Annotated in this window: 25 protein-coding genes; 12 read left to right on the plus strand and 13 right to left on the minus strand. The window is 64.5% G+C overall.

Annotated features, from left to right (window positions below):
• Positions 1–39 precede the first annotated feature (39 nt).
• The 10 genes from ehuR (at position 40) to doeB (ending at position 10,083) form a co-directional block, all read left to right on the plus strand.
• A complete protein-coding gene (ehuR, locus tag ABID26_RS07045) occupies positions 40–1,425 on the plus strand; it encodes a MocR-like ectoine utilization transcription factor EhuR (RefSeq protein ID WP_126098158.1) in 1,386 nt (461 codons plus the stop codon).
• Between the two features lie 136 nt (positions 1,426–1,561).
• Positions 1,562–2,347, plus strand: coding sequence for an ectoine/hydroxyectoine ABC transporter ATP-binding protein EhuA (gene ehuA / locus ABID26_RS07050; RefSeq protein WP_126098159.1), 786 nt, complete (start codon positions 1,562–1,564; stop codon positions 2,345–2,347).
• Positions 2,348–2,453: 106 nt separating this feature from the next.
• Positions 2,454–3,305 (plus strand): ectoine/hydroxyectoine ABC transporter substrate-binding protein EhuB, encoded by an 852-nt coding sequence (gene ehuB, locus ABID26_RS07055; protein ID WP_192254875.1) that lies wholly within the window; start codon positions 2,454–2,456, stop codon positions 3,303–3,305.
• Between the two features lie 207 nt (positions 3,306–3,512).
• Complete coding sequence (gene ehuC / locus ABID26_RS07060; protein ID WP_292303025.1) at positions 3,513–4,172, plus strand: ectoine/hydroxyectoine ABC transporter permease subunit EhuC; 660 nt, start codon at positions 3,513–3,515, stop codon at positions 4,170–4,172.
• Between the two features lie 16 nt (positions 4,173–4,188).
• Entirely contained in the window at positions 4,189–4,848 is a 660-nt protein-coding gene (ehuD, locus tag ABID26_RS07065) for an ectoine/hydroxyectoine ABC transporter permease subunit EhuD (protein WP_292303046.1), read from the plus strand.
• Between the two features lie 5 nt (positions 4,849–4,853).
• Positions 4,854–5,630, plus strand: a complete 777-nt coding sequence (gene eutA / locus ABID26_RS07070; RefSeq protein WP_126102554.1) for an ectoine utilization protein EutA — start codon at positions 4,854–4,856, stop codon at positions 5,628–5,630.
• Between the two features lie 184 nt (positions 5,631–5,814).
• Complete coding sequence (gene eutB / locus ABID26_RS07075) at positions 5,815–6,807, plus strand: hydroxyectoine utilization dehydratase EutB (protein ID WP_354414664.1); 993 nt, start codon at positions 5,815–5,817, stop codon at positions 6,805–6,807.
• Entirely contained in the window at positions 6,804–7,796 is a 993-nt protein-coding gene (locus ABID26_RS07080) for a cyclodeaminase (RefSeq protein ID WP_292303027.1), read from the plus strand. The genes eutB and ABID26_RS07080 overlap by 4 nt, the downstream gene beginning before the upstream one ends.
• A gap of 101 nt (positions 7,797–7,897) precedes the next feature.
• Positions 7,898–9,076: an ectoine hydrolase DoeA gene (gene doeA / locus ABID26_RS07085; protein WP_292303028.1), complete on the plus strand. Its 1,179-nt coding sequence runs from the start codon at positions 7,898–7,900 to the stop codon at positions 9,074–9,076.
• A gap of 5 nt (positions 9,077–9,081) precedes the next feature.
• The gene (gene doeB / locus ABID26_RS07090) at positions 9,082–10,083 is read left to right on the plus strand and encodes a N(2)-acetyl-L-2,4-diaminobutanoate deacetylase DoeB (protein WP_292303029.1); all 1,002 of its coding nucleotides are present in this window, start codon (positions 9,082–9,084) and stop codon (positions 10,081–10,083) included.
• Positions 10,084–10,161: 78 nt separating this feature from the next.
• Here doeB and ABID26_RS07095 read toward each other — a convergent pair whose 3' ends face one another.
• The 10 genes from ABID26_RS07095 to ABID26_RS07140 all read right to left on the minus strand — a co-directional run bounded on the left by ABID26_RS07095 (position 10,162) and on the right by ABID26_RS07140 (position 19,576).
• Positions 10,162–11,439, minus strand: coding sequence for an L-fuconate dehydratase (locus ABID26_RS07095; RefSeq protein ID WP_292303030.1), 1,278 nt, complete (start codon positions 11,437–11,439; stop codon positions 10,162–10,164).
• Between the two features lie 13 nt (positions 11,440–11,452).
• Complete coding sequence (locus ABID26_RS07100) at positions 11,453–12,184, minus strand: SDR family oxidoreductase (protein WP_292303031.1); 732 nt, start codon at positions 12,182–12,184, stop codon at positions 11,453–11,455.
• 18 nt (positions 12,185–12,202) lie between these two features.
• Entirely contained in the window at positions 12,203–12,655 is a 453-nt protein-coding gene (locus tag ABID26_RS07105; protein ID WP_292303032.1) for a MaoC/PaaZ C-terminal domain-containing protein, read from the minus strand.
• Positions 12,656–12,663: 8 nt separating this feature from the next.
• Entirely contained in the window at positions 12,664–13,737 is a 1,074-nt protein-coding gene (locus ABID26_RS07110) for a Gfo/Idh/MocA family protein (RefSeq protein ID WP_292303047.1), read from the minus strand.
• The gene (locus ABID26_RS07115) at positions 13,730–14,059 is read right to left on the minus strand and encodes an L-rhamnose mutarotase (protein ID WP_292303033.1); all 330 of its coding nucleotides are present in this window, start codon (positions 14,057–14,059) and stop codon (positions 13,730–13,732) included. The genes ABID26_RS07110 and ABID26_RS07115 overlap by 8 nt, the downstream gene beginning before the upstream one ends.
• Position 14,060: 1 nt before the next feature.
• A complete protein-coding gene (locus ABID26_RS07120) occupies positions 14,061–15,182 on the minus strand; it encodes a mandelate racemase/muconate lactonizing enzyme family protein (RefSeq protein ID WP_292303034.1) in 1,122 nt (373 codons plus the stop codon).
• Between the two features lie 2 nt (positions 15,183–15,184).
• Positions 15,185–16,282 (minus strand): ABC transporter ATP-binding protein, encoded by a 1,098-nt coding sequence (locus ABID26_RS07125; protein ID WP_292345103.1) that lies wholly within the window; start codon positions 16,280–16,282, stop codon positions 15,185–15,187.
• A 4-nt stretch (positions 16,283–16,286) separates the two neighbouring features.
• Entirely contained in the window at positions 16,287–17,153 is an 867-nt protein-coding gene (locus ABID26_RS07130) for a carbohydrate ABC transporter permease (RefSeq protein WP_292303036.1), read from the minus strand.
• Positions 17,154–17,155: 2 nt separating this feature from the next.
• Positions 17,156–18,052 (minus strand): carbohydrate ABC transporter permease, encoded by an 897-nt coding sequence (locus ABID26_RS07135; protein WP_292303037.1) that lies wholly within the window; start codon positions 18,050–18,052, stop codon positions 17,156–17,158.
• 210 nt (positions 18,053–18,262) lie between these two features.
• Positions 18,263–19,576 (minus strand): ABC transporter substrate-binding protein, encoded by a 1,314-nt coding sequence (locus tag ABID26_RS07140; protein ID WP_292303038.1) that lies wholly within the window; start codon positions 19,574–19,576, stop codon positions 18,263–18,265.
• 157 nt (positions 19,577–19,733) lie between these two features.
• Between ABID26_RS07140 and ABID26_RS07145 the strand changes: the two genes are divergently transcribed.
• Both ABID26_RS07145 and ABID26_RS07150 read left to right on the plus strand, forming a co-directional pair.
• Positions 19,734–20,519, plus strand: coding sequence for an IclR family transcriptional regulator (locus ABID26_RS07145; RefSeq protein WP_292303039.1), 786 nt, complete (start codon positions 19,734–19,736; stop codon positions 20,517–20,519).
• A gap of 122 nt (positions 20,520–20,641) precedes the next feature.
• On the plus strand, positions 20,642–21,478 hold the full coding sequence (locus tag ABID26_RS07150) for an amidohydrolase family protein (RefSeq protein WP_354414673.1): 837 nt from the start codon (positions 20,642–20,644) through the stop codon (positions 21,476–21,478).
• 31 nt (positions 21,479–21,509) lie between these two features.
• Here the strand turns inward: ABID26_RS07150 and ABID26_RS07155 are convergent, their stop codons facing one another.
• Genes ABID26_RS07155 through ABID26_RS07165 form a run of 3 tightly spaced genes read right to left on the minus strand, consistent with a single transcriptional unit; the run spans position 21,510 to position 24,357 of the window.
• Complete coding sequence (locus ABID26_RS07155) at positions 21,510–22,637, minus strand: extracellular solute-binding protein (RefSeq protein WP_354415038.1); 1,128 nt, start codon at positions 22,635–22,637, stop codon at positions 21,510–21,512.
• Between the two features lie 14 nt (positions 22,638–22,651).
• A complete protein-coding gene (locus tag ABID26_RS07160) occupies positions 22,652–23,806 on the minus strand; it encodes a CaiB/BaiF CoA transferase family protein (RefSeq protein WP_126098177.1) in 1,155 nt (384 codons plus the stop codon).
• On the minus strand, positions 23,806–24,357 hold the full coding sequence (locus tag ABID26_RS07165) for a MaoC family dehydratase (protein ID WP_126098178.1): 552 nt from the start codon (positions 24,355–24,357) through the stop codon (positions 23,806–23,808). The genes ABID26_RS07160 and ABID26_RS07165 overlap by 1 nt, the downstream gene beginning before the upstream one ends.
• Positions 24,358–24,363 lie beyond the last annotated feature (6 nt).

Genomic DNA, 24,363 nt, shown 5'->3' on the forward strand with positions numbered 1-24,363 from the left:
TCGATTGTCAATTGCACTGATTTCGATCTCTAATAAGTCATGACATTATGGCAGCCAGATCCAGCGCTGATCCGACGACCGGCCTACCTCTCGCTGGCCGATCAATTCGCCCGCGCGATCCATGACGGACGGCTCGCCAATGGCGTGCGGCTGCCGACGCACCGCCGCCTTGCGGACGACCTGAAACTTTCGGTGCAGACGGTCAGCCGCGCCTATGAGGAACTGATCCGCCGCGGCCTGATTTCCGGCGAGGTCGGGCGCGGCAGCTTCGTGCAGACGCAGCGTCGCGAGCCGGAGCCGCCCTACCTCCCGGAACGGCTGGGCGAGGTCATCGACCTCTCCATCCTGAAGCCGGTCTGCGAGCCGATGCATCTGGAGAGATTGAAGCAGGCGCTGGGCTGGCTGGCCGAAAACCTGCCGTCGAGCTCGGCTCTGTCGTTCCGGCCGAACATGGTGTTCCCGCGCCACCGCGCGGTGGCGGTCGAGTGGCTGAAGCTCTGCGGCCTGGAAGCCTCGCCGCAGAATATCTGCCTCACCAACGGCGCCACGGCCGGCATGACGGTGGCGCTGATGAGCGTGGCGCCGCCCGGCTCGACCGTCGCCACCGAGGCGATCGGCCACCACACGCTGGTGCCGCTTGCCCGCTATCTAGGCTTCAACCTCGAAGGCCTGCCGATCGACGACAACGGCCTGATCCCTGAGGCGTTGGACGAAGCCTGCCGACTCTCGGATATCCGCGCCGTCTTCGTCCAGCCCTCGGTAATCAACCCGACGGCCACCTTGATGGATGCCACCCGGCGCGAGCAGATCGCGGCGGTCGCGCGCAAGCACGACATCGCCATCATCGAGAACGATGTGCTTGGGCCTCTCGTCGAAGGCCGTCCTCCGGCCGTCGCCGCCTTCGCGCCCGAGCGAACCCTCTACGTCACTTCCTTCACCAAGATCGTCGTGCCGGGCCTGCGCATCGGCTATCTCGCGGTGCCGGACCGCTACGTCGCGGCCGTCGCCAACCGCCATCTCGTCTCGAACTGGATGGCGACACCGATGGTGGCGGAGATCGCGACGCGCTGGGTGAAGGACGGCACGGCGATCGAGCTGGTCAACTGGCAGCGCGGCGCGCTGAGACGACGTCAGGAGATCGCCGCGGAAGTGCTGACGGGTGTCGATTATCGCGTGCATCGTGATGGGCTGCATCTGTGGCTCGAGTTGCCGGGCGATCGCGCCGAGGAGAGCTTCGTCGCGCAGGCGCGCCTGCGGGGGGTGGCGATCGCGCCGGGCACTTCGTTCCGTATCGCCGAGACGCCCTGGCGTCCCGCCGTGCGCATCTCGCTCGGATCGACCACCGAGGGGGAACTGCGCGCGGGCTTGAGCGTTGTCGCCAAGCTCCTGCTTGGCGACCCGGAACATCTCCTGCTCGCCATCTGATGCACAACGGGAGCGCAAATTGCCCCGAAATTGTGCCGCAGCGGAAATATTGTCATGATATTATTTTCATAATTGACATGATTTCTGCTGTTCCGCATCGTTAAGGGCATAGGCTTCTCCAGAACGGGGAAATGGATTGCCCGCGCCCATCATCAAGGTCGACGCCATCACGAAGAGCTTTGGCACCTTCAAGGTGCTGGACGGCCTGTCGATGCAGGTCATGCCGCGCGAGAAGCTCGCGCTGATCGGTCCCTCCGGTTCCGGCAAGACGACGATCCTGCGCATCCTGATGACGCTGGAACGTATTGACGGCGGCCACATCCAGATCGATGGCGAGCAGCTCTATCACATGGAGCGCAACGGCCAGCTGCTGCCGGCCGACGAGCGGCACCTGGCGAAGATGCGCCAGAAGATCGGCATGGTCTTCCAACTGTTCAACCTATTCCCGCACAAGAGCGTCATCGACAACGTCACGCTGGCGCCGATGCTGACCAAGGGTGTTTCGCGCACCGCCGCCGAGAAGCGGGCGATGGAGCTGCTCGACATGGTCGGCATGGCCGACAAGGCCAGGAGCATGCCGGCTCAGCTCTCCGGCGGCCAGAAGCAGCGCGTGGCGATAGCCAGGGCGCTCGCCCTGCAGCCGAGGATCATGCTGTTCGACGAGGTGACGTCGGCGCTCGATCCGGAACTGGTCGAGGAGGTGCTGAACGTGCTGTGGCGGCTCTGCTCCGAGACCGACATGACCATGCTGCTCGTCACCCACGAGATGGGCTTTGCCCATGACTTCGCCGACCGGGTGCTGTTCTTCGACCGCGGCAAGATCGTCGAGGAAGGCAAGCCCGACGAGATTTTCCGTCATCCCAAGCAGGAGCGCACTCAAAGCTTCCTGAAGAAGATCATCGCGGCCGGACATCGCGTCTGACCGCAATGCAAACGGGCGACGAAGTCGTCCCGGGCAACGAGCCGCCCTCGGGGTCCAAACGCCCAAGTGGGCAAACCAAGAAGATAGAAACAAGGAGTTGGGAACGATGAAGAAACTTGGCATTCTGGCTGGCGTCGCCGGCCTCGCGGTGAGCGCAATGCTGCTCGCCTCCGGTGCGCGTTCAGCAGACGACGCAAAGCTCGAGCAGCTCAAGCAGCAAGGCTTCGCCCGCGTCGCCATTGCCAATGAGCCGCCCTACACGGCGGTGGCCGCCGACGGCAAGGTCTCGGGCGCGGCGCCCGACGTGGCGCGCGAGATCTTCAAGCGCCTCGGCGTCAACGACATCGTCGCCTCCATCTCCGAATATGGCGCCATGATCCCCGGCCTGCAGGCCGGCCGCTTCGACGTCGTCACCGCCGGCCTGTTCATGAAGCCGGAGCGCTGCGCGGCGGTCGCCTATTCCGAGCCTGTGCTTTGCGATGCGGAGGCGATGCTGGTGAAGAAGGGCAATCCGAAAGGCTTCAAGAGCTATGAGGATATCGCCAAGGATACTTCCGCCACCGTCGGCGCGCCGGGTGGCGGCACCGAGGAGAAGCTGGCGCTCAATGCCGGCGTGCCGCGCGATCGCGTCATCGTCGTGCCGGATGGCCAGAGCGGCCTGAAGATGGTGCAGGACGGCCGTATCGACGCCTATTCGCTTCCCGTTCTCTCGATCAACGACCTGATCAAGAAGGCCAACGATCCGAACTTGGAAGTGATCGCGCCGGTGCAGGGCGCCCCGGTCTATTGCGATGGCGCCGCCTTCAAGAAGGGCGACGAAGCGCTGCGCGATGCCTATGACGTCGAACTCGCCAAGATGAAGAAGTCCGGCGAATTCGCCAAGATCATCGAGCCCTACGGCTTCTCGGCCAAGGCAGCGATGTCGACGACGCGCGAGAAGCTCTGCGCGGCGAAGTAGGCGCGACTTTTCCTTCTCCCCGTTCACGGGGAGAAGGTGGCCCGAAGGGCCGGATGAGGGGCGGCGCCACGCTTCCATAAGTTCGCGCTGCCCCTCATCTGCCTGCCCATCCTACGCAGCAGCTGCGCTGCAGCTACGGAGGGCGAGCCGGCATCTTCTCCCCGTGAACGGGGAGAAGCGACCAGGAATGCAAACGTTGGAACCCAGATGACCCAGTGGTCCGGCTATCTCGACCTGATATTGCAGGGAGCGCTTGTCACCATCGAGCTGACGCTGATGGGGTCGGTGCTCGCGCTCGTCATGGCCTTCCTCGCCGGCATGGGCCGCGTGTCGCGTTTCTTTGTCGTGCGGGCGCTGGCCACCGCCTATATCGAGTTCTTCCGCGGCACCTCGATCTTCGTGCAGCTGTTCTGGGCCTATTTCGTGCTGCCCTTTGCCGGCCTGTCGCTGACGCCCTTGCAGGCCGGTGTGTTGGCGCTGGGTTTGAATGTCGGCGCCTATGCCGCGGAAGTGGTGCGCGGCGCCATCCTGTCGATCGGCCGCGAGCAATACGAGGCCTGCACGGCGCTCAATCTCGGCCGCTGGCAAGGCATGCGCCACGTCATCCTGCCGCAAGCGCTGCTGGTCATGCTGCCGACCTTCGGCAACAACGCGATCGAGCTGCTGAAGGCGACGTCGGTCGTGTCGCTGATCTCGCTCGCCGACCTCACCTTCCAGGCACAAGTGGTGCGCTCGCAGACCGGCAGCACACTGATGCCCTTCGTTTCCGTTCTCGTCATCTATTTCGCGCTCGCCCTGATCCTCTCATGGGGCGTGCGCTCGCTTGAGCGGCGCATGGCGCAGGGTGTCGACGGAGTGCGCATCTGATGGAATGGGCCCTCTGATGGAATGGGATTGGAACTTCGTCCGCGAGATCATGCCGACCCTGATCCAGGGCGTGAAGATCACCATCCTGGCGACGGTGCTCGGCTCGGTGCTGGCGGCGATCGTCGGTCTGGCCATAGCGCTGGCGCGGCGTTCGCCGAACCGAGCCGTGGCGCGCAGCGTCGGCTGGTTCGCCGAATTCATCCGCGGCACGCCGCTGCTGGTGCAGCTCTATTTCATCTTCTACGTGCTGCCCGATATCGGCATCCTTTTGCCGCCGCTGGTGGCAGGCGTCATCGGGCTCGGCCTGCACTACGGCACCTATACGGCGGAAGTCTACCGCGCCGGCATCGACAACGTTCCGCGCGGCCAGTGGGAGGCGGCCAAGGCCTGCAATCTCGGCGGCCGCCACACCTGGACGCATGTCATCCTGCCGCAGGCGATCCCGCCGATGATCCCGGCTCTGGCCAACTATTTCATCGCCATGTTCAAGGAGACGCCGCTGCTGTCGGCGATCACCGTGCTGGAGCTGATGAACCAGGCCAAGAGCGTCGCCAACACCTACTATCGCTACATCGAGCCGATGACGCTGGTCGGCGCCTTCTTCCTCGTCATCAGCCTCTGCTCCGTCGTACTCTTGCGCTGGCTGGAGCACCGCTACGGCAGGATCGAAAGATGAAAGTCATGAAACAATTGCCCGAAATCCGGCTGGCGCCGGGCCGGCCCGCCCTCGACGCGCGTCCACTCGAAAAACGCGTCGGCCTGATCGCTTTAGCCACCGACCATACCAGCGAGGTCGACTTCCGCCGAATGGTGGCGAGCGAGCGGATCGGCGTCTATGTCGCGCGCATTCCCTATGCCAACCCGACGACGCCGGAGAACCTGCGCAAGATGCAGCCATCGTTGACGGCGGGCGCTGCGCTCATCCTGCCGGACGAGCCGCTCGATGCCGTCTGTTATTCCTGCACCTCGGCCTCGGTGGTGATCGGCGATGCCGAGATCGAGGCCGCGATCCAGGCGGCCAAACCGAATGTTCCCGTGGTCACGCCACCCATGGCCGGCGTGCGCGGCCTGAACGCGTTCGGAGTGAAGCGGATCAGCATTCTCACGCCTTACACCGTCGAGACCAGCCGGCCGATGGCGACCTATTTCGCCGCGCACGGTTTCGATATCGAGAGCTTCACTTGCCTCGGCTTCGAGGACGATCGCGAGATGGCGCGCATCAAGCCGGGCGCTCTCGTCGAGTTGGCGCGCAAAGCCACCCATGCGCAGGCCGATGCGCTGTTCGTTTCGTGCACGGCGCTGCGCGCCGCACTTGCGGTCCCCGGAATGGAGGAGGCGATCGGTCGTCCGGTCGTCACCAGCAACCAGGCCAGCGCCTGGAATTGCCTGCGGCTCTGCGGCGATGACGCGCCGCGACCCGAGTTCGGCCGGCTGATGACACTGCCGCTTGGACAGTAAAAATTATGTCCTGCGTACAAGAGCGACCCCTTCTGGCCTGCCGGCCATCTTCCCCTCAAGGGGGGAGATTGGCTGCTGCTACGCTTTCGCCAATCATCGACGTTGCAGGAAGAGAGACAGTGTCGAAGCTGCGGATCTCCCCCCTTGAGGGGAAGATGGCCGGTAGGCCAGAAGGGGTCGCCCCATGACGCGCGCCATCGCTCTCGCGGACATCCGTACCGCCCGCGAACGCATTGCCGGCAAGGTCGAGCGGACGCCCGCCGTTAAGTCGCAAAGCCTTTCGGACCGCGCCGACCATCCCATCCACCTCAAGCTGGAGCATCACCAGACCACCGGCGCGTTCAAGCTGCGCGGCGCGTCCAACGCCATCGCCGCGTTGAGCCCGGAGCAAAGATCGCGAGGCGTCGTCGCGGCGTCGACAGGCAATCACGGCCGCGCGCTCGCTCACGCGGCGAAACTCGAAGGCATGCGCGCGGTGATCTGCATGTCCAGGCTGGTGCCCGAGAACAAGCTCGACGCGATCCGCCGCCTCGGCTCGGAGATCCGCATTGTCGGCAACAGCCAGGACGACGCCCAGCAGGAAGTCGACAGGCTGGTCGCGGAAGAGGGGCTCGTCATGCTGCCGCCTTTCGACCATCCAGACATCATTGCCGGGCAAGGCACGCTGGGGCTCGAGCTCATGGAGCAAGTTCCGGACGCAGCAAGCGTGCTGGTGCCGCTCTCCGGCGGCGGATTGGCAGCCGGTGTTGCCGCTGCCGTCAAGGGCGTGAGCCCGGCCACCAAAGTCATCGGCATCTCGATGGCGCGCGGCGCCGCGATGAAAGCAAGCCTCGATGCCGGTCGGCCGGTGCAGGTCGAGGAACTGCCGACGCTCGCCGATTCGCTCGGCGGCGGCATCGGCCTCGACAACCAACTGACCTTCGGCATGTGCCGTGGCCTGCTCGACGACGTCATCCTGCTTTCCGAGGATGAGATCGCCGCCGGCATCCGCCATGCCTATGAGGAAGAGCGCGAGATCATCGAAGGCGCGGGCGCCGTCGGCATCGGCGCGCTGCTTTCCGGAAAGGTGAAAGCGAACGGCCCGACCGTCCTCATCCTGTCGGGCCGCAATATCGACATGAGCCTGCATCGCCGCATTGTCTGCGGCGACACTGCACTGGAGGAGAGCGCAGCATGAGCCGCATGATCATCCTCACCGAAGCGGAACTGCGCAAGATCGTGACGCTGGATCTCGATGCCGTCGCCTGCGTCGAGAACGCATTCCGCGCTTTGGCCACGTTGCCGGTGGCGATGCCACCTATTCTCAGGCTCGACATTCCCGAGCATCGCGGCGAGGTCGACGTGAAGTCCGCTTACGTGCCCGGCATCGACGGCTTCGCCGTCAAGATAAGCTCAGGTTTCTTCGACAATCCGACGCTCGGCCTGCCGAGTGGCGGTGGCATGATGGTGCTGCTTTCGGCAAAGACCGGCGTGGTCGAGGCGCTGCTGCTCGACAATGGCTATCTGACTGATGTCCGCACGGCCGCCGCCGGCGCGGTAGCGGCCAAGCATCTGTCGCGCGAAGATTCCACCGTAGCCGCGATCTTCGGCGCCGGTTTGCAGGCCGGCCTGCAGTTGGAAGCCTTGCGCCTTGTCAGGCCGATCGAGGAAGCGCGTATCTGGGCGCGCGACGCAGCCAAGGCCGAGGCGACCGCCGCCCGCTTGCGCGAGAAGTTGGGCATCATGGTGCGCGCCGAGCCGGATGCGGCGAAGGCGGCGGCAGATGCCGACATCATCGTCACCACCACGCCGTCGACCGAGCCGCTGATCAAGGCCGGTTTCGTTTCCGCTGGACAGCACATCACGGCCATGGGCTCGGACGCCGAGCACAAGAACGAGATCGCGCCGGCGATCCTTCGCCTGGCCGATCTCTACGTCGCCGACAGCGCGAAGCAGACGCGGCGCTTGGGCGAGCTCCACCATGCCATCGAGGCTGGTGTAATGCCCGCCGACGCGGACGTCACCGAACTCGGCCAGATCATCGCCGGGAAAAAGCACGGACGACGCTCGGCCGGCGACATCACGATTGCCGACCTCACCGGCACCGGCGTGCAGGACACCGCGATCGCCACTTTAGCCCGCGATCGCGCCCATACGGCCAATGCCGGAACCATTTTCGAAAGCTGATACCCGGCCAAGCGTGATCCGGAAAAGTGGAACCGGTTTTCCGGAAAGATCACGCTCAAACAGAAATAGGCTCTGGGCCCAACAAACGAGGATCAAGAACAATGCAGCCAAACCTGAAATTCTCGCGAAGCGAATTTGCCGATCGCCTCGCCAAGACGCGGAAAGCCATGGAGGCCAAAGGGGTCGATCTGCTGATCGTCAGCGATCCCTCGAACATGGCCTGGCTGACCGGCTACGACGGCTGGTCGTTCTATGTGCATCAGGCGGTCATCGTGCCGCCTTCGGGCGAGCCGGTCTGGTACGGCCGCGGCCAGGACGCCAACGGCGCCAAGCGCACCGCCTATCTCGCCCACGACAACATCATCGGCTATGCCGACCATTATGTGCAGTCGACGGAGCGGCACCCGATGGACTACCTCGCCAGCGTGCTTGCCGATCGCCGCTGGGACAAGCTGACCATCGGCGTGGAGATGGACAATTACTGGTTTTCGGCGGCTGCTTTCGCCTCGCTGCAGAAGCATCTGCCCAATGCCCATTTCGTCGACGCCACCGCGCTGGTCAACTGGCAGCGCGCCGTGAAGAGCGCGACCGAGATCGGCTACATGCGCAATGCCGCCCGCATCGTCGAGGCCATGCACAAGCGCATCGTCGACAGAATAGAGGTCGGCATGCGCAAATGCGATCTGGTCGCCGAGATCTATGACGCCGGCACGCGCGGCGTCGAAGGCATCGGCGGCGACTATCCGGCGATCGTGCCGCTGCTGCCGTCGGGCGCCGACGCTTCGGCGCCGCATCTCACCTGGGACGACAAGCCGATGAAGGCGGGCGAGGGCACGTTCTTCGAGATCGCCGGCTGCTACAACCGCTACCATTGCCCGCTGTCGCGCACCGTCTTCCTCGGCAAGCCGACGCAGGGCTTCCTCGACGCCGAGAAGGCGACGCTGGAAGGCATGGAAGCAGGCCTCTCTGCCGCCAAGCCCGGCAACACCTGCGAGGACATCGCCAATGCCTTCTTCGCCGTGCTGAAGAAGTACGGTATCGTCAAGGACAACCGCACCGGCTACCCGATCGGCATCTCCTATCCGCCGGACTGGGGCGAGCGCACCATGAGCCTGCGCCCCGGCGACCGCACCGAGCTCAGGCCCGGCATGACTTTCCATTTCATGACGGGTCTCTGGCTGGAGACGATGGGACTGGAGATCACAGAGTCGATCCTGATCACCGAGACCGGCGTCGAATGCCTGGCCAATGTGCCGCGCAAGCTGTTCGTGAAGGATTGAGGCCGATGTCAACCCTGCGTCCATCGCCGATCACGCCCACCGTCGATTTCGAGCGCGACGGCGTCCAGCACGGCTTCCTGCGCCTGCCCTACAGCCGCGACGATTCCGCCTGGGGTTCGGTGATGATCCCGATCTGCGTCGTCCGCAACGGCAGGGGGCCGGCGGCTCTGCTCACCGGCGGCAATCACGGCGACGAATATGAGGGGCCGCTGGCGCTCTATGAGCTTGCCCGCACCCTCGACCCGAAGGACGTTTCCGGCACGGTCATCATCGTGCCGGCGATGAACTATCCGGCCTTCCGTGCCGGTACGCGCACCTCGCCGATCGACAAGGGCAACATGAACCGCTCTTTCCCCGGTCGTCCCGACGGCACGGTGACGGAGAAGATCGCCGACTATTTCCAGCGCGAATTGCTGCCGCGGGCGGACATCGTGTTCGACTTCCACTCCGGCGGAAAGACACTGGACTTCGTGCCGTTCTGCGCCGCGCACACGCTGCCGGACAAGGCGCAGGAGAAGAAGGCCTTCGCGGCGGTCGAGGCCTTCTCGGCGCCGTTCTCGATGCGCATGACCGAGATCGATACGGTCGGCATGTATGACACGGCGGCCGAGGAGATGGGCAAGGTCTTCGTCACCACCGAGCTCGGCGGCGGCGGCACGTCACGGGCCGAGACGGTGCGCATCGCGCGCCGCGGCGTGCTGAACGTGCTTCGCCATGGCGGCATCGTTGCTGGTGCCGTGGAGAAGGGCAGAACTCAATGGCTCGACATGCCCTCGGGCGATTGCTTCGCCTTCGCCGAGGACGACGGCATGATCGAGACCATAGTCGATCTCGGCGAGAGAGTGGATGAGGGTCAGGTCGTGGCGCGCATTCATTCGACCGGCCGCACCGGCGTGGCGCCACAGGAAATCAAGGCCAGGATGTCGGGCCTGCTGGCGGCGCGTCATTTTCCGGGCCTGGTCAAGGCCGGCGATTGCGTCTCGGTGTTTGCCGTCGAGGTCGACTGACGCAAAATCACGCGGCGCGCCGAACGCCTGGAGAAGCAAGTCGTAACGCGGGCCTAATCGCCTGCGTTACGACTCTGATCAACCACGGTGCCGATAGGCGGCAATGGAATCCGGCTTCATCTCGATCGAGAAGCCCGGCGCCGTCGGCGGCATGTAAGCCGCGTTCTCGATGGTGCAGGGTTCGAGGAAATGCTCGTGCAGGTGGTCGACATATTCGATCACTCGATCCTGCTTGGTGCCCGAGACGGCGACATAGTCGATCATCGACAGATGCTGGACGTATTCGCAGAGGCCGACGCCGCCGGCATGCGGCCAGACCGGCAGGCCGAACTTGGCTGCGATCAGCAGGACGGCAAGCACCTCGTTGAGGCCGCCCATGCGGCAGGAATCGATCTGCACGACGTCGATGGCGCCGCCGGCGATGAACTGCTTGAACATGATCCTGTTCTGGCACATCTCGCCGGTCGCGACCTTGATCGGCGCCACGGCCTTGCGGATCTTGGCATGGCCGGCGACATCGTCCGGGCTGGTCGGCTCCTCGATGAAGAAGGGCTTGGCGAAGGCAAGGTCACCCAGCCAGTCGATTGCCTGGTCGACCTCCCAGACCTGGTTGGCGTCGATCATCAGGTAACGGTCCGGGCCGATCACCTCGCGCGCGATCCTGAGGCGGCGGATGTCGTCGGCGCGGTCGCGGCCCACCTTCAGCTTGATGTGATCAAAACCCTGGTCGACCGCTTCCTGGCAGAGCCGCCTCAGCTTGTCGTCGGGATAGCCGAGCCAGCCGGCGGAGGTGGTGTAGCAGGCATAGCCTTCGCGTTTTAGCGTGGCGATGCGCTCGGCCTTGCCGGCCTCGGCTTTCTTCAGAATCTCCAGCGCCTCGGCCGGCGTGATGGCATCGGTGAGGTAGCGGAAGTCGACGATCCGCACGATCTCTTCCGGGCTCATCTCGGCGACCAGCCGCCAGACCGGCTTGCCGGCTTCCTTCGCCCACAGGTCCCAGACTGCATTGACGACCGCGCCGACGGCAAGATGCATGGCGCCCTTGTCCGGGCCGATCCAGCGCAGCTGGCTGTCGCCGGTCACGTGGTGCCAGAAACGGCCGGGATCCTCCTTGACCCAGTCGAGGTCGAGCCCGACGACCAGATGGCGCAGCGCTTCTATCGCCGCGCAGCAGATCTCGTTGCCGCGGCCGATGGTGAAGGTGAGCCCATGGCCCTTCAACGACGGCACGTCGGTGTCGAGGATGACGTAGGCCGCGGAGTAGTCCGGGTCGGGGTTCATCGCGTCCGACCCGTCGAGGCTTTGCGACGTCGGAAAGCGTAGGTCGAAGGTGCGAAGATCGGTAATGCGGATCATGCTCGGTGCCTCATCAGATCGACCAGCCGCCGTCGATATTATAGGCCTGTCCGGTCGTGTAAGTCGCCCCGCCAAGATAGACTGCGAGATCGGCGATTTCTTCGGCCGTGCCCAGCCTTCCCATCGGCTGACGGGCGATGAAGGCCGCGCGGGCCGTCTCATAATCGCCCTGGGCGCGCATTCGGCTTTCGAGCGATGGGCTCTCCACCGTGCCGGGGCAAATCGCGTTGCAGCGGATTCCTCTAGCGACATAGTCGGCGGCGATCGACTTGGTCAGCCCGATCACGGCCGCCTTGGTCACGCCATACGCGAAGCGGTTGGGCACGCCCTTCGGGGCACCCGCGACCGACGCCATGTTGATGATCGAACCATCGCCGCGCTCCAGCATGCCGGGCAGCACCGCGCGGATGGTGCGGATCATGGCGCGCACATTGAGATTGAAGGCGAAGTCGAGGTCCTCGTCCTTCATCTCGAGGATCGAGCCCGAATGGACGAAGCCGGCGCAGTTGAACAGCACGTCGACGCGGCCGATTTCGGTAAAGGCGGCCTTCACGGCATCGTCGCTCAGCACATCGAGCTTGCGGGTCTTGATGCCGGGCGTCTTGCCGAGTTCGGCCAAAACCGCCTCGTTGAGGTCGGTGGCGTTGACGGTGGCGCCGGCCCTGGCGAAGGCAAGCGCACTTGCCCGACCGATGCCTTGCGCCGCAGCGGTAACGACAACGACCTTGCCTGTCAGATCAGTCATGTTGTTTTGTCTCCGTTTTCAGCCGAGCCGGGGGCGCCGCTCGACGATATAGATGTGGTCCGCGGCCAGCACGACCTCGTCACGCTGGTTCAAAACTTCGACGCGTTCGATGACGCGACCGGAGTCCGGCCGCTTCGGGTCATCCTCCTTCGCGGCGATCGTCGTGCGCGTGCGGATCGTGTCGCCGATGAACACCGGCTTGATGAAACGCAGCCTGTCATAGCCGTAGGAGAAGGCGACAGGGTTGATCACGTTCGCCGTCAGGCCGACGCCGACCGAAAACACCAGCGTGCCATGGGCGATGCGCTGGCCGAAGGGCGTCGTCTTCATGAACTCGGCGTCCATGTGGTGCGGAAAGAAATCGCCGGTGTGGCCGGCATGGACGACGAAGTCCGTCTCGGTGATCGTGCGGCCGCTGGTGAGCCGCGACGAACCGATCTCGTAGTCCTCGAAGTAGGTGACCTGTTCCATGCCGTTCCTTACGGTTTCTCGGCCAGCGGCATCGCCAGCGCGGCGCTCGATCGATAGGCGGCTTCCACCAGCGCCATCGTGTTCCAGGCATCCTCGACGGAACTGACCAGTTCGCTGTCCTCTCCGCAAGCGAAACGCTGGACATTGGCCATGCGTCCGACAAAGGCGTCGGGGAACCATTCGCCTATAAGCGGCACGCTGACCCAGTCGGATCCGCCCTGGGGGTAGATCTCCAGCACGTCGGGCTCGCCGCGCGGATAGTCGAGATTGAGGCCGAGCTTGACGTAGGCAGCGCCCTCGGTGCCGCAGATGCGGAACTCGCAGGCCTGGTGCCGGCGTCCGAACTTGTGATCGTGATTGATCGAAAGCGCGCAGCGCACCGTGTCGCCATAGTCGAGAATGGCGCTGGTGCGGGTCTGCGCGACCTTGTGATTGGGATGGCCGAGGGTTTTGGCGTGAACCCCCTTGGGGTCGCCGAGGATCTGCCGGATCAGGTCGAGATAGTGGATCGAATGCATGGCTATCTCGACACGCGGCGCCGTGAGCAGGAATTCCCAGAGCTGCCAGGGTGTGGCGAGTGCCAGCCAGGCGTCGAAGTCGACGACCTCGCCAAGCCAGCCCTTGGCTATCGCGTCCTTCAGCGCCAGCATCATCGGCGCGAAGCGCAGCTGGAAATTGACCGCCGCCATGAGTTTCCTGGCGCGGCAGATTTCGAGGATCTCGGTTGCCTCGCCGAGATAGTTGCCCATCGGCTTCTGGATCAGCGCCACCGCGCCGTCAGGCAGGGCCTTCAGGACCTCGGCGTGCCGGCTAGGCGGCGTCGCCAGATCGAAGATCGCGTCCTCGACGGCGGCTGCCTCATCCACTGAGCGGAAGGCCGTCACGCCCCATTTCTCGGCCAGTTTCTGCGCCTTTGCCTGGTCCGGATCGTAGAGGCCCACCACTGGAAAGCCGGCCTTGCGATAGGCGGGAAAGTGCGCATCGCCGACGATCGAGCCGGCGCCGAAGGTCACGATCGGACGCGGCTTCGCAGGCCTTGGCCAGGACTGCGCCAGCGAGGCGGGATCGAAGGCGTCAGTCATGGTGGAAGACTTCATCCATCATCGCCCACCATTCGCCCTCCTGCCTTGTCGGCAAAGGCTCCTGGCAAGGCATGCAGACCGCCCACCATTCCTGGGTTATTGGATCGGCGGCCATCCTGGCCATGTCGGCGGCATAGTCGGTGCCGTGATACTCGAAATAGGAAAACAGCAGGTTCTCCGGCCGCTTGAGGTAGATCGAGTAGTTTTCGATGTTGCAGGCCGAGATCATCTTCAGCACGTCCGGCCAGACGGCGGCGTGCAGGCGCACATATTCCTCGACCTTCTCCGGCTTCAGGCCGAGCACCATGCCCATTCGCTGCATCTCAGTTCCTCCGTTCGGTGACGGTGACGCTGAACTCGGCGATGCCGCGCGCCTTGAGCGCATCGAAATCCCAGTCGATGCCGAGGCCCGGCTCGCTCGGCGCCAGCGCATGGCCGTTCTCGATCACCATCTTCTTGCCCGTCAACTCATCCAGTTGCGGAATGTACTCGACATATTTGCCGTTCGGCACCGCGCAGGCCAGGCTGACATGCAGTTCCATCAGGAAATGCGGGCAGATGGGCATGTCGAAGGCTTCCGCCATATGCGCCACCTTCAGCCAGGGCGTGATGCCGCCGATGCGGCCGACATCGACCTGGACGATGTTGCAGCCACCCCTCTGCATATACTCGCGGAAATGGCGGATCGAATAAAGCGACTCGCCGACCGCCACCGGCGTCGCGGTCGAACGCGACAATCGCACATGGCCATCGATGTCGTCGGCCGGCAGCGGCTCCTCGATCCAGGCGAGGTCGAGGTCGCGCAGCCGCTCGGCGCGCCGGATGGCTTCGTCGACGGAAAAGCCCTGGTTGCAGTCGGTCATGATCTCGTAGCCGTCGCCGACCGCCTTGCGCACCGCCGAAAGACGGGCGAAATCCTCCGAGCCGTGCGGCTTGCCGATCTTGACCTTGGAGCCGGTGAAGCCTTTCGCCTTGGCTGCCAGCGCGTCGGCAACCAGCGCCTGCGTCTCGATGTGCAGCCAGCCGCCTTCGGTGGTGTAGAGCGGGCAGCGATCCTTGGCGCCGCCGGCGAGTTTCCAGAGCGGCAGCTTCTGCTTCCGCGCCCGCAGGTCCCAAAGCGCAGTGTCGATCGCGGCGAGCGCAATGGCCGTGATGGCGCCGATCGTGGTGGCGTGGGTCTTGAATTCAAGATCGTGCCAGATGGCCTCGATCTGGTCCGCGTCCTGGCCGATCAAGCGCGGCGCCAAATGGTCGGCCAAAAGCCGCATCACCGAGGAGCCGCCGGTGCCGATCGTGTAGCTGTAGCCCATGCCGACCGCGCCATCGGCGTCGGTGATGGTGACGATCGGCGTCTCCTGGCTGACGAAACTCTGGATGGCGTCGGTGCGCTTCACCTTCGGCACCAGGTCGACCATTGCAAGCTCGACTTTCTCGATCTTCGCCATCGTCAGCTCCTCAAGGATTTGCCGGTTTCCGCGGAAAAGAGATGCGCCTGCGACAGGTCGAAGTGCATGGCGACACGGTCGCCCGCCTTCAGTGGCTTGGGATTCAACATGCGCGAGACCCAGTCGCGGCGGTCGAATTCGGCGAACACCAGCGTTTCGTTGCCGAGCGGCTCGGTCACCGTCACCGGCAGGTCGACCTCATGGACGTCCGCGGCGTCGCCGGAATGCAAGCCGTGACCCACGGGGTAGAGATCGTCGGGCCGCAGGCCGAACACCACCTTGTCTCCGGCGCTCACCCTGGCCTTGAACCGGCCGGGAACCGGCAGGCTCTGGCCGCTGGCGAAGACGATCTTGCCGTCGTCCACGGTCGCCTCCTGCAGGTTCATCGGCGGCGACCCGATGAAGCCCGCGACGAAGCGCGTCGCCGGGCGCTGGAAGACTTCGTCCGGCGTGCCGACCTGCTCGATATAGCCGTCGCGCATGATGACGATGCGGTCGGCAAGCGTCATCGCCTCGACCTGGTCGTGCGTAACGTAGATGACGGTGGACTTCACCTTGGCGTGCAGCTTCTTGATCTCGGTGCGCATCTGCGTGCGCAGCTTGGCGTCGAGATTGCTGAGCGGCTCGTCGAACAGGAAGACGTCCGGATCGCGCACGATGGCGCGGCCCATGGCGACGCGCTGGCGCTGGCCGCCCGAAAGCTGGGAGGGACGGCGCTCCAGCAATGCGTCAAGGCCGAGAATGGCCGACGCCTCGGCGACGCGGCGGTCCATCTCCTCCTTCGGCGCGCCGGCAATCTTCAGCGAGAAGCCGAGATTCTCGCGCACCGTCATGTGAGGATAAAGCGCGTAGGATTGGAACACCATCGAGATGTTGCGCGAGCGCGGCGGCAGGTCGTTGACGACGCGCCCGCCGATCTCGATCGTGCCGCCGGAGATGTCCTCCAGCCCGGCGATCATGCGCAGCGTGGTCGACTTGCCGCAGCCGGACGGCCCGACGAGCGCGATGAACTCACGGTCGGCGACGTCGAGGTCGATGCCGTGGACGATCTCCATGTTGCCGTAACGCTTTGTGAGTTTCTTGAGCGAGACAATCGCCATCGGATCAACCTTTCACCGCGCCGGAGGTCAGGCCGCCGACGAGGTGTTTCTGGACGATGAAGGTGAGGATAAGCGCCGGAATGATCATCACCACGGCCAGCGCGCACATGCCGCGCCAGTCGATGGTGAATTCGGCGGTGTAGTCGAGCAGCCCGACGGGCAGCGTCTTGGAATTGATCGAGCGCGTCAGTTGCGAGGCCAGCGCGAACTCGTTCCAGGAGGTGAGGAAGGCGAAGATGCCGGCGGACGCGATGCCGGGTCCGGCGAGCGGAAACTCGACCTGCCAGAAGGCCTGCCAGCGCGTGCAGCCGTCGATCTGCGCGGCCTCGGCAAGGTCCTTCGGCACCTGGCGGAAGAAGCCGTCGATCAGCCAGATGGTGAAGGGCACGTTGAGCGCGACATAGGCCAGGATCAGGCCGAAATGCGTGTCGATGATGTCGAGCCGCGCATAGACGAAGAACAGCGGCAGCGACAGCGCGATGCCTGGCACGGTGCGCGTCAGCATCAGGCCGAGGAACATCGCCGACTTGCCGCGGAAGCGGTAGCGCGCGAAGGCGTAGCCGCCGGCCATGCCGATGGCGATGGCAATGACCGTCGACGTCACCGAGATGATCAGCGAGTTGCGGAAATAGTCGAGGACGGGGATGCCGCCCTTGCCGACGCCGCTGAACATGGTGACGTAGGCGTCGAGCGAGACCTGCTGCGGAATCCAGACCGGCGGCTTGGCCAGGATCTCGACCGTCGGTCGTAGCGAGGACAGCACGATCCAGATGCCGGGCAGGCAGATCAAAAGCATGGCGAAGAACAGGCCGACGCGGTGCGCGACGACGCCGGCGCGGCGCTTCAGGCGGGCGGATGCGTTGGCGTCCATTCTCACCACTCCGCGCCGATCTGGGTGCGCGCCGCGGCGAGCTTCCTGAAGAAATAGACGGTGAAGACGATCGACAGCAGGATCGAGAAATAGGCCATCGCGTTGGCGACGCCCATGCGCGCATCGCCGTAAGCGGTGCGCGCCACCAGCGTCCACAAAAGTTCGGTGCGGCCGGCGGGCCCGCCATCGGTCATGATCTTGACGATGTCGTAGGCGCGCGCGACGTCGAGCGAGCGGATGGTCATGGCGATATAGGCGAAGGGCATGATGAAGGGCCAGGTCACATAGCGGAAGGTCTGCCAGGGTGTGCAGCCGTCGACTCGCGCCGCCTCGACCGGCTCCTTCGGCATGGCGAGCAGGCCGGCAAGGATCAGGATCGCGAAGATCGAGGTCGACGACCAGATCTCGGCGATCGAAATGGCGATGAAGGCGAGGTGGCCTTCGATCAGCCAGGGGATGGCATCCCGCGTCAGCCCAAGCGACTGCAGCGCGTTGTTCACCAGCCCGATATTGTCGTTGAACATGAACTTGAACTGGAAGCCGACGAGGATCGGCGAGAACATCATCGGAAACATCATGACGGTGCGCAGCAGCCGCTGGCCGCGGCTGGCCTTCTCGACCAGCAGCGCAAGGCCGAGCCCGAGCAGCATTTCGAGATTGAGCGCGATGGTGAGCAAAAGCACGGTGCGGCCGAATGCCCACCAGAAATTCGTGTCGGACAGGATGTTGCGATAGTTGCGCAGGCCGATGAAGGTGAAGAAGGTCTCCGGCCGCGTCAGCCTGAACGGCGTGAAGCTGGAATAGAAGGACAGGCAAAGCGGTACGACCACCACCGCCGCCAGCACGAGGACGGCCGGCAGCAGGAGAAGGGTTGGCGCGGATAGCCGCTTGGCCGTCATGCGATGTCCTAAAGAAGTTTGCGCGGCCGGCGATCGTGTCGCAGGCGGCGGCATCGGTCAAAGCGGCGCCGGTCGCGAGGACCGGCGCCGCGGGGAAGATAGCGCTTGAAGCGCGTCGCTTCGAAACGAACTCCAAGCGACGCGCTTTAAGCCTTTGTTCCGATGCATGTCGTTCACCCAAAACCGCTGCGCACTTTTGGGCGACATGCATTAGAGCTTGCCCGCGTCCTCGAGGATCTGCGTCGCCTTGGCGGCAGCGTCGTCGAGCGCCTGCTTGGAGGTCTTGTCGCCAAGGATCGCCGCCTGCAGCTCCGGATAGACGGCGTTGGAGATCTCGATCCACTCAGGTGTCTGCGGCACCGGGAAGGCGTTCTTGGCGGCTTCCTGGAAGGCCTGCAGCACTTCGGTCTTGTATGGATCGGACTTAGCCTGCTCTAGGTCCCATTCCCACACCTTGGTGCGGGTGGGCAGCGGGCCGGCGGCGGCTTCCAGCTTCTGGCTGTCCTCGTTGGTCAGCCACCAGACCAGCGAGGCGGCGGCTTCCTTGTTGGCGCAGTTCTCGGTCACCGAGAAGCCATGCGCGCCGGACCAGCCGGAGCGCTTGCCGGACGAGCCCTTGGGCTGCACCTTGACGCCGACATTGCCGGCGACCTTGGACGACTTCGGGTCGTTGAAGAAGCCGGCCCAGCCCGGCCAGTCGAGGTTGATCGCCACGGTGCCGGAGGCGAAGCCCTGGCCGAGGTCATCCCACAGATAGTTGGTCGTGCCGGCGGGCACTGCCTTCGCCTTGTAGAGGTTGACGAACCAGTCGAGCGCCTTGACGCCGGCATCGGAATTGAAGGCCGGCTTGCCGTCCTTGTCGAGATATTCGCCGCCGTCGGCGATCAGCATCTCGTAGAAGCGGCCGTTGATCGCCTCTTCCTTGCCGGCATATTGCGTGCCGTAGAAATCGGGCGGGCTGGCGAAGAATTCCGCCTGCTGGGCCATCTCGTCGAACGTGTCCGGCGGGGCGAGATCCTCGCCGTACTTCTCCTTGTAGGCCTTCTTCTTGGCTTCGTCCTGATAGAGGCTCTTCTGGTAGTAGAGCGCCGAGACGTCGAACTGCGCGCGCGGCAGCATCACCAACTTGCCGTCGAGCGTGCCGGCGGCGATGTTGGCCGGAACGAAGGCGTCGATCTCCTCCTTCGGCAAGAGCTTGGCGAGATCGGTATAGATGCCCGGATATTGCGGCGCGAACGAGGTGTGGTTGGAGCCGACGCACCAGGTGATCGAGTTGGAGGCGATGTCCGACTTGATCTCCTTGTCGAGATCGAAGTGATTCTTCTTGGAGATGACGTTGACCTTTGCGCCGGTCGCCTTCTCCCACTCGCCGATGCGCTCGTAGAGTTTTTCGTATTGCTGGCCGCCGATCAGCTTGGCGTCGATGGTGACGCCGGGAAACTTGCCCGGCAGGTCGGCCGCGAATGCAGCGCCCGATGCCATGAGCAATGCGCCGGCGGCGACGCCGGTAAGCAGTCTGTTCATGAATTCCTCCCTGGACGGCCGATGGCCGTCATGACCTGAAGCTCTGCCGCTTCATTCATATGCAAACAAAATATTCATAAGTCGTCAAGCCGAAACTTCTTTCCAATGAAGGCGCTCTTGCGTATATGAAGATAGAAATTCACCAGAGGGGCATCCGGTGCAGGACGACGAGGAAGACCGCTATCGCGCGCCGGCTCTGGACAAGGGGCTGGACATCCTGGAGCTGCTGGCAAGCGTCGATGGCGGCCTGACGCAAGCCGAGATCGCCAAGCGGCTCGACCGCAGCCCGAACGAGTTCTACCGGATGCTCGACCGGCTGGTGAAACGCGGCTACGTCACCCGGCCGGACGGCGATCGCTATTCGCTGACGCTGAAGCTTTTCGGGCTCGGCCAGCTGCATGCGCCGGTGCGCAGGCTGGTCTCCTACGCCACTTCGATCATGCGCGAACTGGCCGAAACCACATGGCAAGCGAACCAGCTCGTGGTGTTCGATCGCGGCAGCGCCGTCGTCATCGCCCAGCAGGAAGCGCCGCGGTACTGGGGAATTTCGATCCGCGTCGGCTCGCATATCAGCCTGTTCGACACCGGGTCGGGACATGTGCTGCTGGCCTTCCGCTCGCCGGAAGAACGCGAGATGATGATCGCCGAGCATTTGCGCAGCAACGAGGAGATGAAGTTGTCGCCCGACTTCTTCGCCCGCCTCGACCAGGTGCGTGACCGCGGCTATGAGATGATGGCTTCGCTGCAGACGGCCGGCGTCTACAATCTCTCGGCGCCGGTGCTCGGGCCCGACGGACGCGGCATCGCCGCGCTCACCATACCCTATATCACCCTGGTCAATGCGCCGGCCGCGCCCGATATCACCAGGACCATCACGCTGCTCCAGGCCGCCGCCGCCCGTCTGTCGCAGCTCGCCGGATCGGATGTGATGCCCAAGGCGTAATTCTTATTTGAATGATAAATTCTCCCGTGAGATGATCGGGTCCATGTTTTGATGCATGTTCTTTTCCCAAGACCGCTGCACGGTTTGGGGCAACATGTATGTGCGCGACAAGGGAGGAAGCGATGATCGTCGACACGCACCTGCATCTCATCGATAAGGCGGCGCTGCGCTACCCTTGGCTGTCCGGCGTACCGGCGCTGGACCGCAACTTCCCCTACGATGAATACGCCACAGAGGCGCGCCGCGCCGGCATAGAGCTGGCGCTGCATATGGAGGTCGATGTCGAGCCGGCCGATATCGAGGCCGAGACGGTTCACGTCGAAGGATTGTCGAAGAAGCCTGGCAGCCTGGTGCGGGGCGCGATCGTCTCGTGCCGGCCGGAAGAGCCGGACTTCGCCGCCTGGCTGGACAAGGTGAGGGCCGATCCCTTCGTCAAGGGGTTCCGCCGCGTGCTGCATGTCGTGCCCGACGACGTCTCGGAGGGCCCCCTGTTCCGCGAGAACATTCGACGCGTCGCCGGCAGTGGGCTGACCTTCGACCTCTGCGTGCTGCCGAGGCAGATGGCCCAAGCGATCGCGCTGGTCGATCTGGCGCCGGAGGTGCAGTTCGTCCTCGACCATTGCGGCGTGCCCGACATCAAGGGCAAGGCCGAGCACCCCTGGCGCGAGCAGATCGCCGAGATCGCCCGGCGCCCCAATGTCGTCGGCAAGATCTCCGGCGTCGTCGCCTATGCCGATCCCGCGACCTGGACCGTCGAGACGCTGCGGCCCTATGTCGAGCACACGATCGGAAGCTTTGGCTGGGACCGTGTCGTGTGGGGCAGCGACTGGCCGGTCTGCACACTGGGCGGCGGGCTGCTCGGCTGGGTTTCGGCGACGCATGCGCTCCTTGCAGGCGCAAGCGACACCGAGCGCGCCAAGCTTTTGTCCGGCAACGCGAAGAAGCTGTGGCGGCTTTAAACCCCGAGACCGTTGCGCGGGTTAAGCGACGTTAGCCGGCGACGGACGGCGCGAAACTTTCTCGGAACAGGCGGTTGATGTCGGCGACGACGCGGCGTGCGTCCTGCCGGCCGACAAGGCCCTCGTTGAGGCGGTCGGATGCCGCCTGCTGGAAGGCCATGTAGCCGTCATGGCGCGGACGCACCCAGGCGCCTTCGAGCGTTGCCCGCGTGGCGCGATAGAAGTCGCCGGTCGCGGCATTGACGGCCTCGTCCTCCCAGGCGGCGGCATGGCCGGGCTGGCCACCGGCGACGGCATACGGTCCGCGCTGCACCTCGCCGCTGGCGATCCAGTATGCGAAGTCGATCGCTTCCCTGCTCGCATTTGAGAAGGCCGAGACGGCGATGCCGGTGCCGCCGAGGGCGGAGCCGACCGGACCGTTGCCGCCGGCGACCGGCATGTCGCAAAAGGCAAGCCGGTTCGGGCGGAACCCTGCTACTGCATAAGGCACGTAGCCATAGACCAGCGGCACACAGGCGATGCGGGAGCCGGCCTCGACCGTCTTTTCGAACACGGCGATCGGATCCATCGTCAGACATTCGGGATCGACGAGCGCTATGATCTCGCGCAGCATTTCGATGACGGTTTCGCCGGTCTCGGGATCGACCAGGTCGCCTGATCCATCGACAACGCATGGCCGGCCGAGATCGGCGGCAAGCGTGTAGAAACACATCAGCGAATGGGGCGGCCTGAGCGGCAGAAGCACGCGGCCCTCTAGGGCGAGTTCCAGCACTTCGGTCCAGAACGTCGGCGCGGTCTCGATCAGATCGGGACGCCAGGCCTGCACCTGGGTCGCGGCATCGATAGGGAAGGCCCATTGCCGTCCTTGCCAGGTATAGCTTGGGTAGGATCGGCCGACGCTTGCCTTCGCCAGCGCCGCGCGGTCCGCCTCGCGGCCCGGCACGTCGAGCGGCGCGAGACACTTCTCGGCGGTGATCTGGCCGACATGCGGATGATCGATGACGATCAGGTCATACGCGCGGGCGAGTTCCTCGACCGGGAAGGATTCGAAATCCTGCAGCGAGCGCTTCTCCCATTCGATCGAAACGCCGGTCTTTTCCTTCCACAGCCTGGAGCAGGCGACCATCGGGTCGTAGCCGCGCGGATGGTTCCAGGTCATGCCCTTGAGCGACGTCACAGGCCGAATTCCTCGCGGATTTTTGCGCTGTGCTCGCCGACGCGCGGCGCGGCCTGCTCGACCTTGGCGCGCACGCCGTCGATCCTCAGCGGCGACCGGGTGGTGTGGATCGCAACACCGTCCTCGCGCGTCACGGTCTGCAAGAGGTCGAGCGCCGTGAAGCCGTCGCTCTCCAGCATCTTCTTCCAGTTCAGCACCTTGGCGCACCAGATGTCGGCCGGCTCGAGGATCGCCAGCCATTCGTCGACCGACTTCTGCGCGATGCGCTGGGCGATGATCGCCTTGATCTCGTCGCGCGCGGTGAACCAGGTCGACGGCTGGTCGCGATAGGGCGCCAGCGCCTCGATCTCCAGCAGGTCGGCAAGCTTCGGGATCGGCGTCATGGCGATCGCGAGGAAACCGTCCTTCGCCGGATAGACGCCGTAGGGCGCCGCCAGATAGGCGTGGGCGCTGCGGAAGGACGAGCGGCGCGGCAGCCGCCGGCCATCGTTGAGATGCGTCGTCAGGACCTCGAATTGGAAGTCGATCAGCGCCTCGAACAGGCTGGTCTCGATATGGCCGCCTTCGCCGGTGATGCCGCGCCGGACCAGGGCGGCGAGGATGCCTTGCGCGCAAGCGGCACCCGCCAGCATGTCGGCGATCGCCAGGCCGAACGGCACCGGACCCTGGTCCTCGTCGCCATTCAGCCACATCACGCCGGAACGCGCCTGGGCGAGCAGGTCCTGGCCCGGACGCTTCACCCACGGGCCTTCCTCGCCATAGCCGCTGATCGAGGCATAGACCAGGCGCGGGTTGAGCGTGCGCACATGCTCATAGTCGAGGCCGAGCCGCTCGATGACGCCGGGCCGGAAGTTCTGGATTAGCACGTCGGCTTTCGCGAGCAGCCCGCGCAGCGCCTTCAGGTCGTCCTCATTCTTCAGGTCGACCGCGAAGCTCTCCTTGGCCCGGTTGATGGCGTGGAAGATGGTGGAATCGCCGCCGATCTCGGTGTCGCTGAGATAGAGCCTGCGCGATAGGTCGCCGCCATCGGGCCGCTCGATCTTGATGACGCGGGCGCCGAGATCGAGGAGCCTCAGCGAGCAGTAAGGTCCCGACAGGAACTGGCTCATATCGACGACGACGAGGCCGGAGAGCGGCAGGTCGGCCATCATCACTTCTCCGTCTTGCCGGCGAAGTCGGCCGGGTTCTTGTATTTCACCGTCTGCAGGTGCTCGCAGTAGAGCACCAGCTCGCCTTCGCCCTTGAACACTTCGTAGCTGGCGCGGATCAGCCCCATGTCATGATAGCGAGGCCTTTTTTCCATGTTGGTGCGGATCGAATAGATGGTGTCGCCGATGAAGACCGGCTTGATGAAGCGAAGCTTGTCGTAGCCGTAGGAAAAGGCGTTGACGCAGTTGGTCGCGACGAGGCCGAGCCCGGCGGAGAAGACGAACGCGCCGGCCACCAGACGCTTGCCGAAAATGCCTTCGCGCTCGGCGAACATCTGGTCCTGAACATAGGGATGGATGTCGAGCACCAGGGTGTTGAAGAGATGGCTGTCGCCCTCGGCCATGGTGCGCCGGAGCGAGCGGATTTTCTGGCCGACCGGCCAATCCTCGTAAAACCAGTTTTCGGCGTTCCACACCGGCAGCTCGGCGTGATCTGCCGGCATGTCGGAAGGGCGTGTCGAAGCGACGCCGACGGTGGGCGGGAAGCTGGTCATTGTCCT

This window comes from Mesorhizobium shonense, assembly GCF_040545255.1.
GTDB classification, from domain to species: Bacteria; Pseudomonadota; Alphaproteobacteria; order Rhizobiales; family Rhizobiaceae; genus Mesorhizobium; species Mesorhizobium shonense.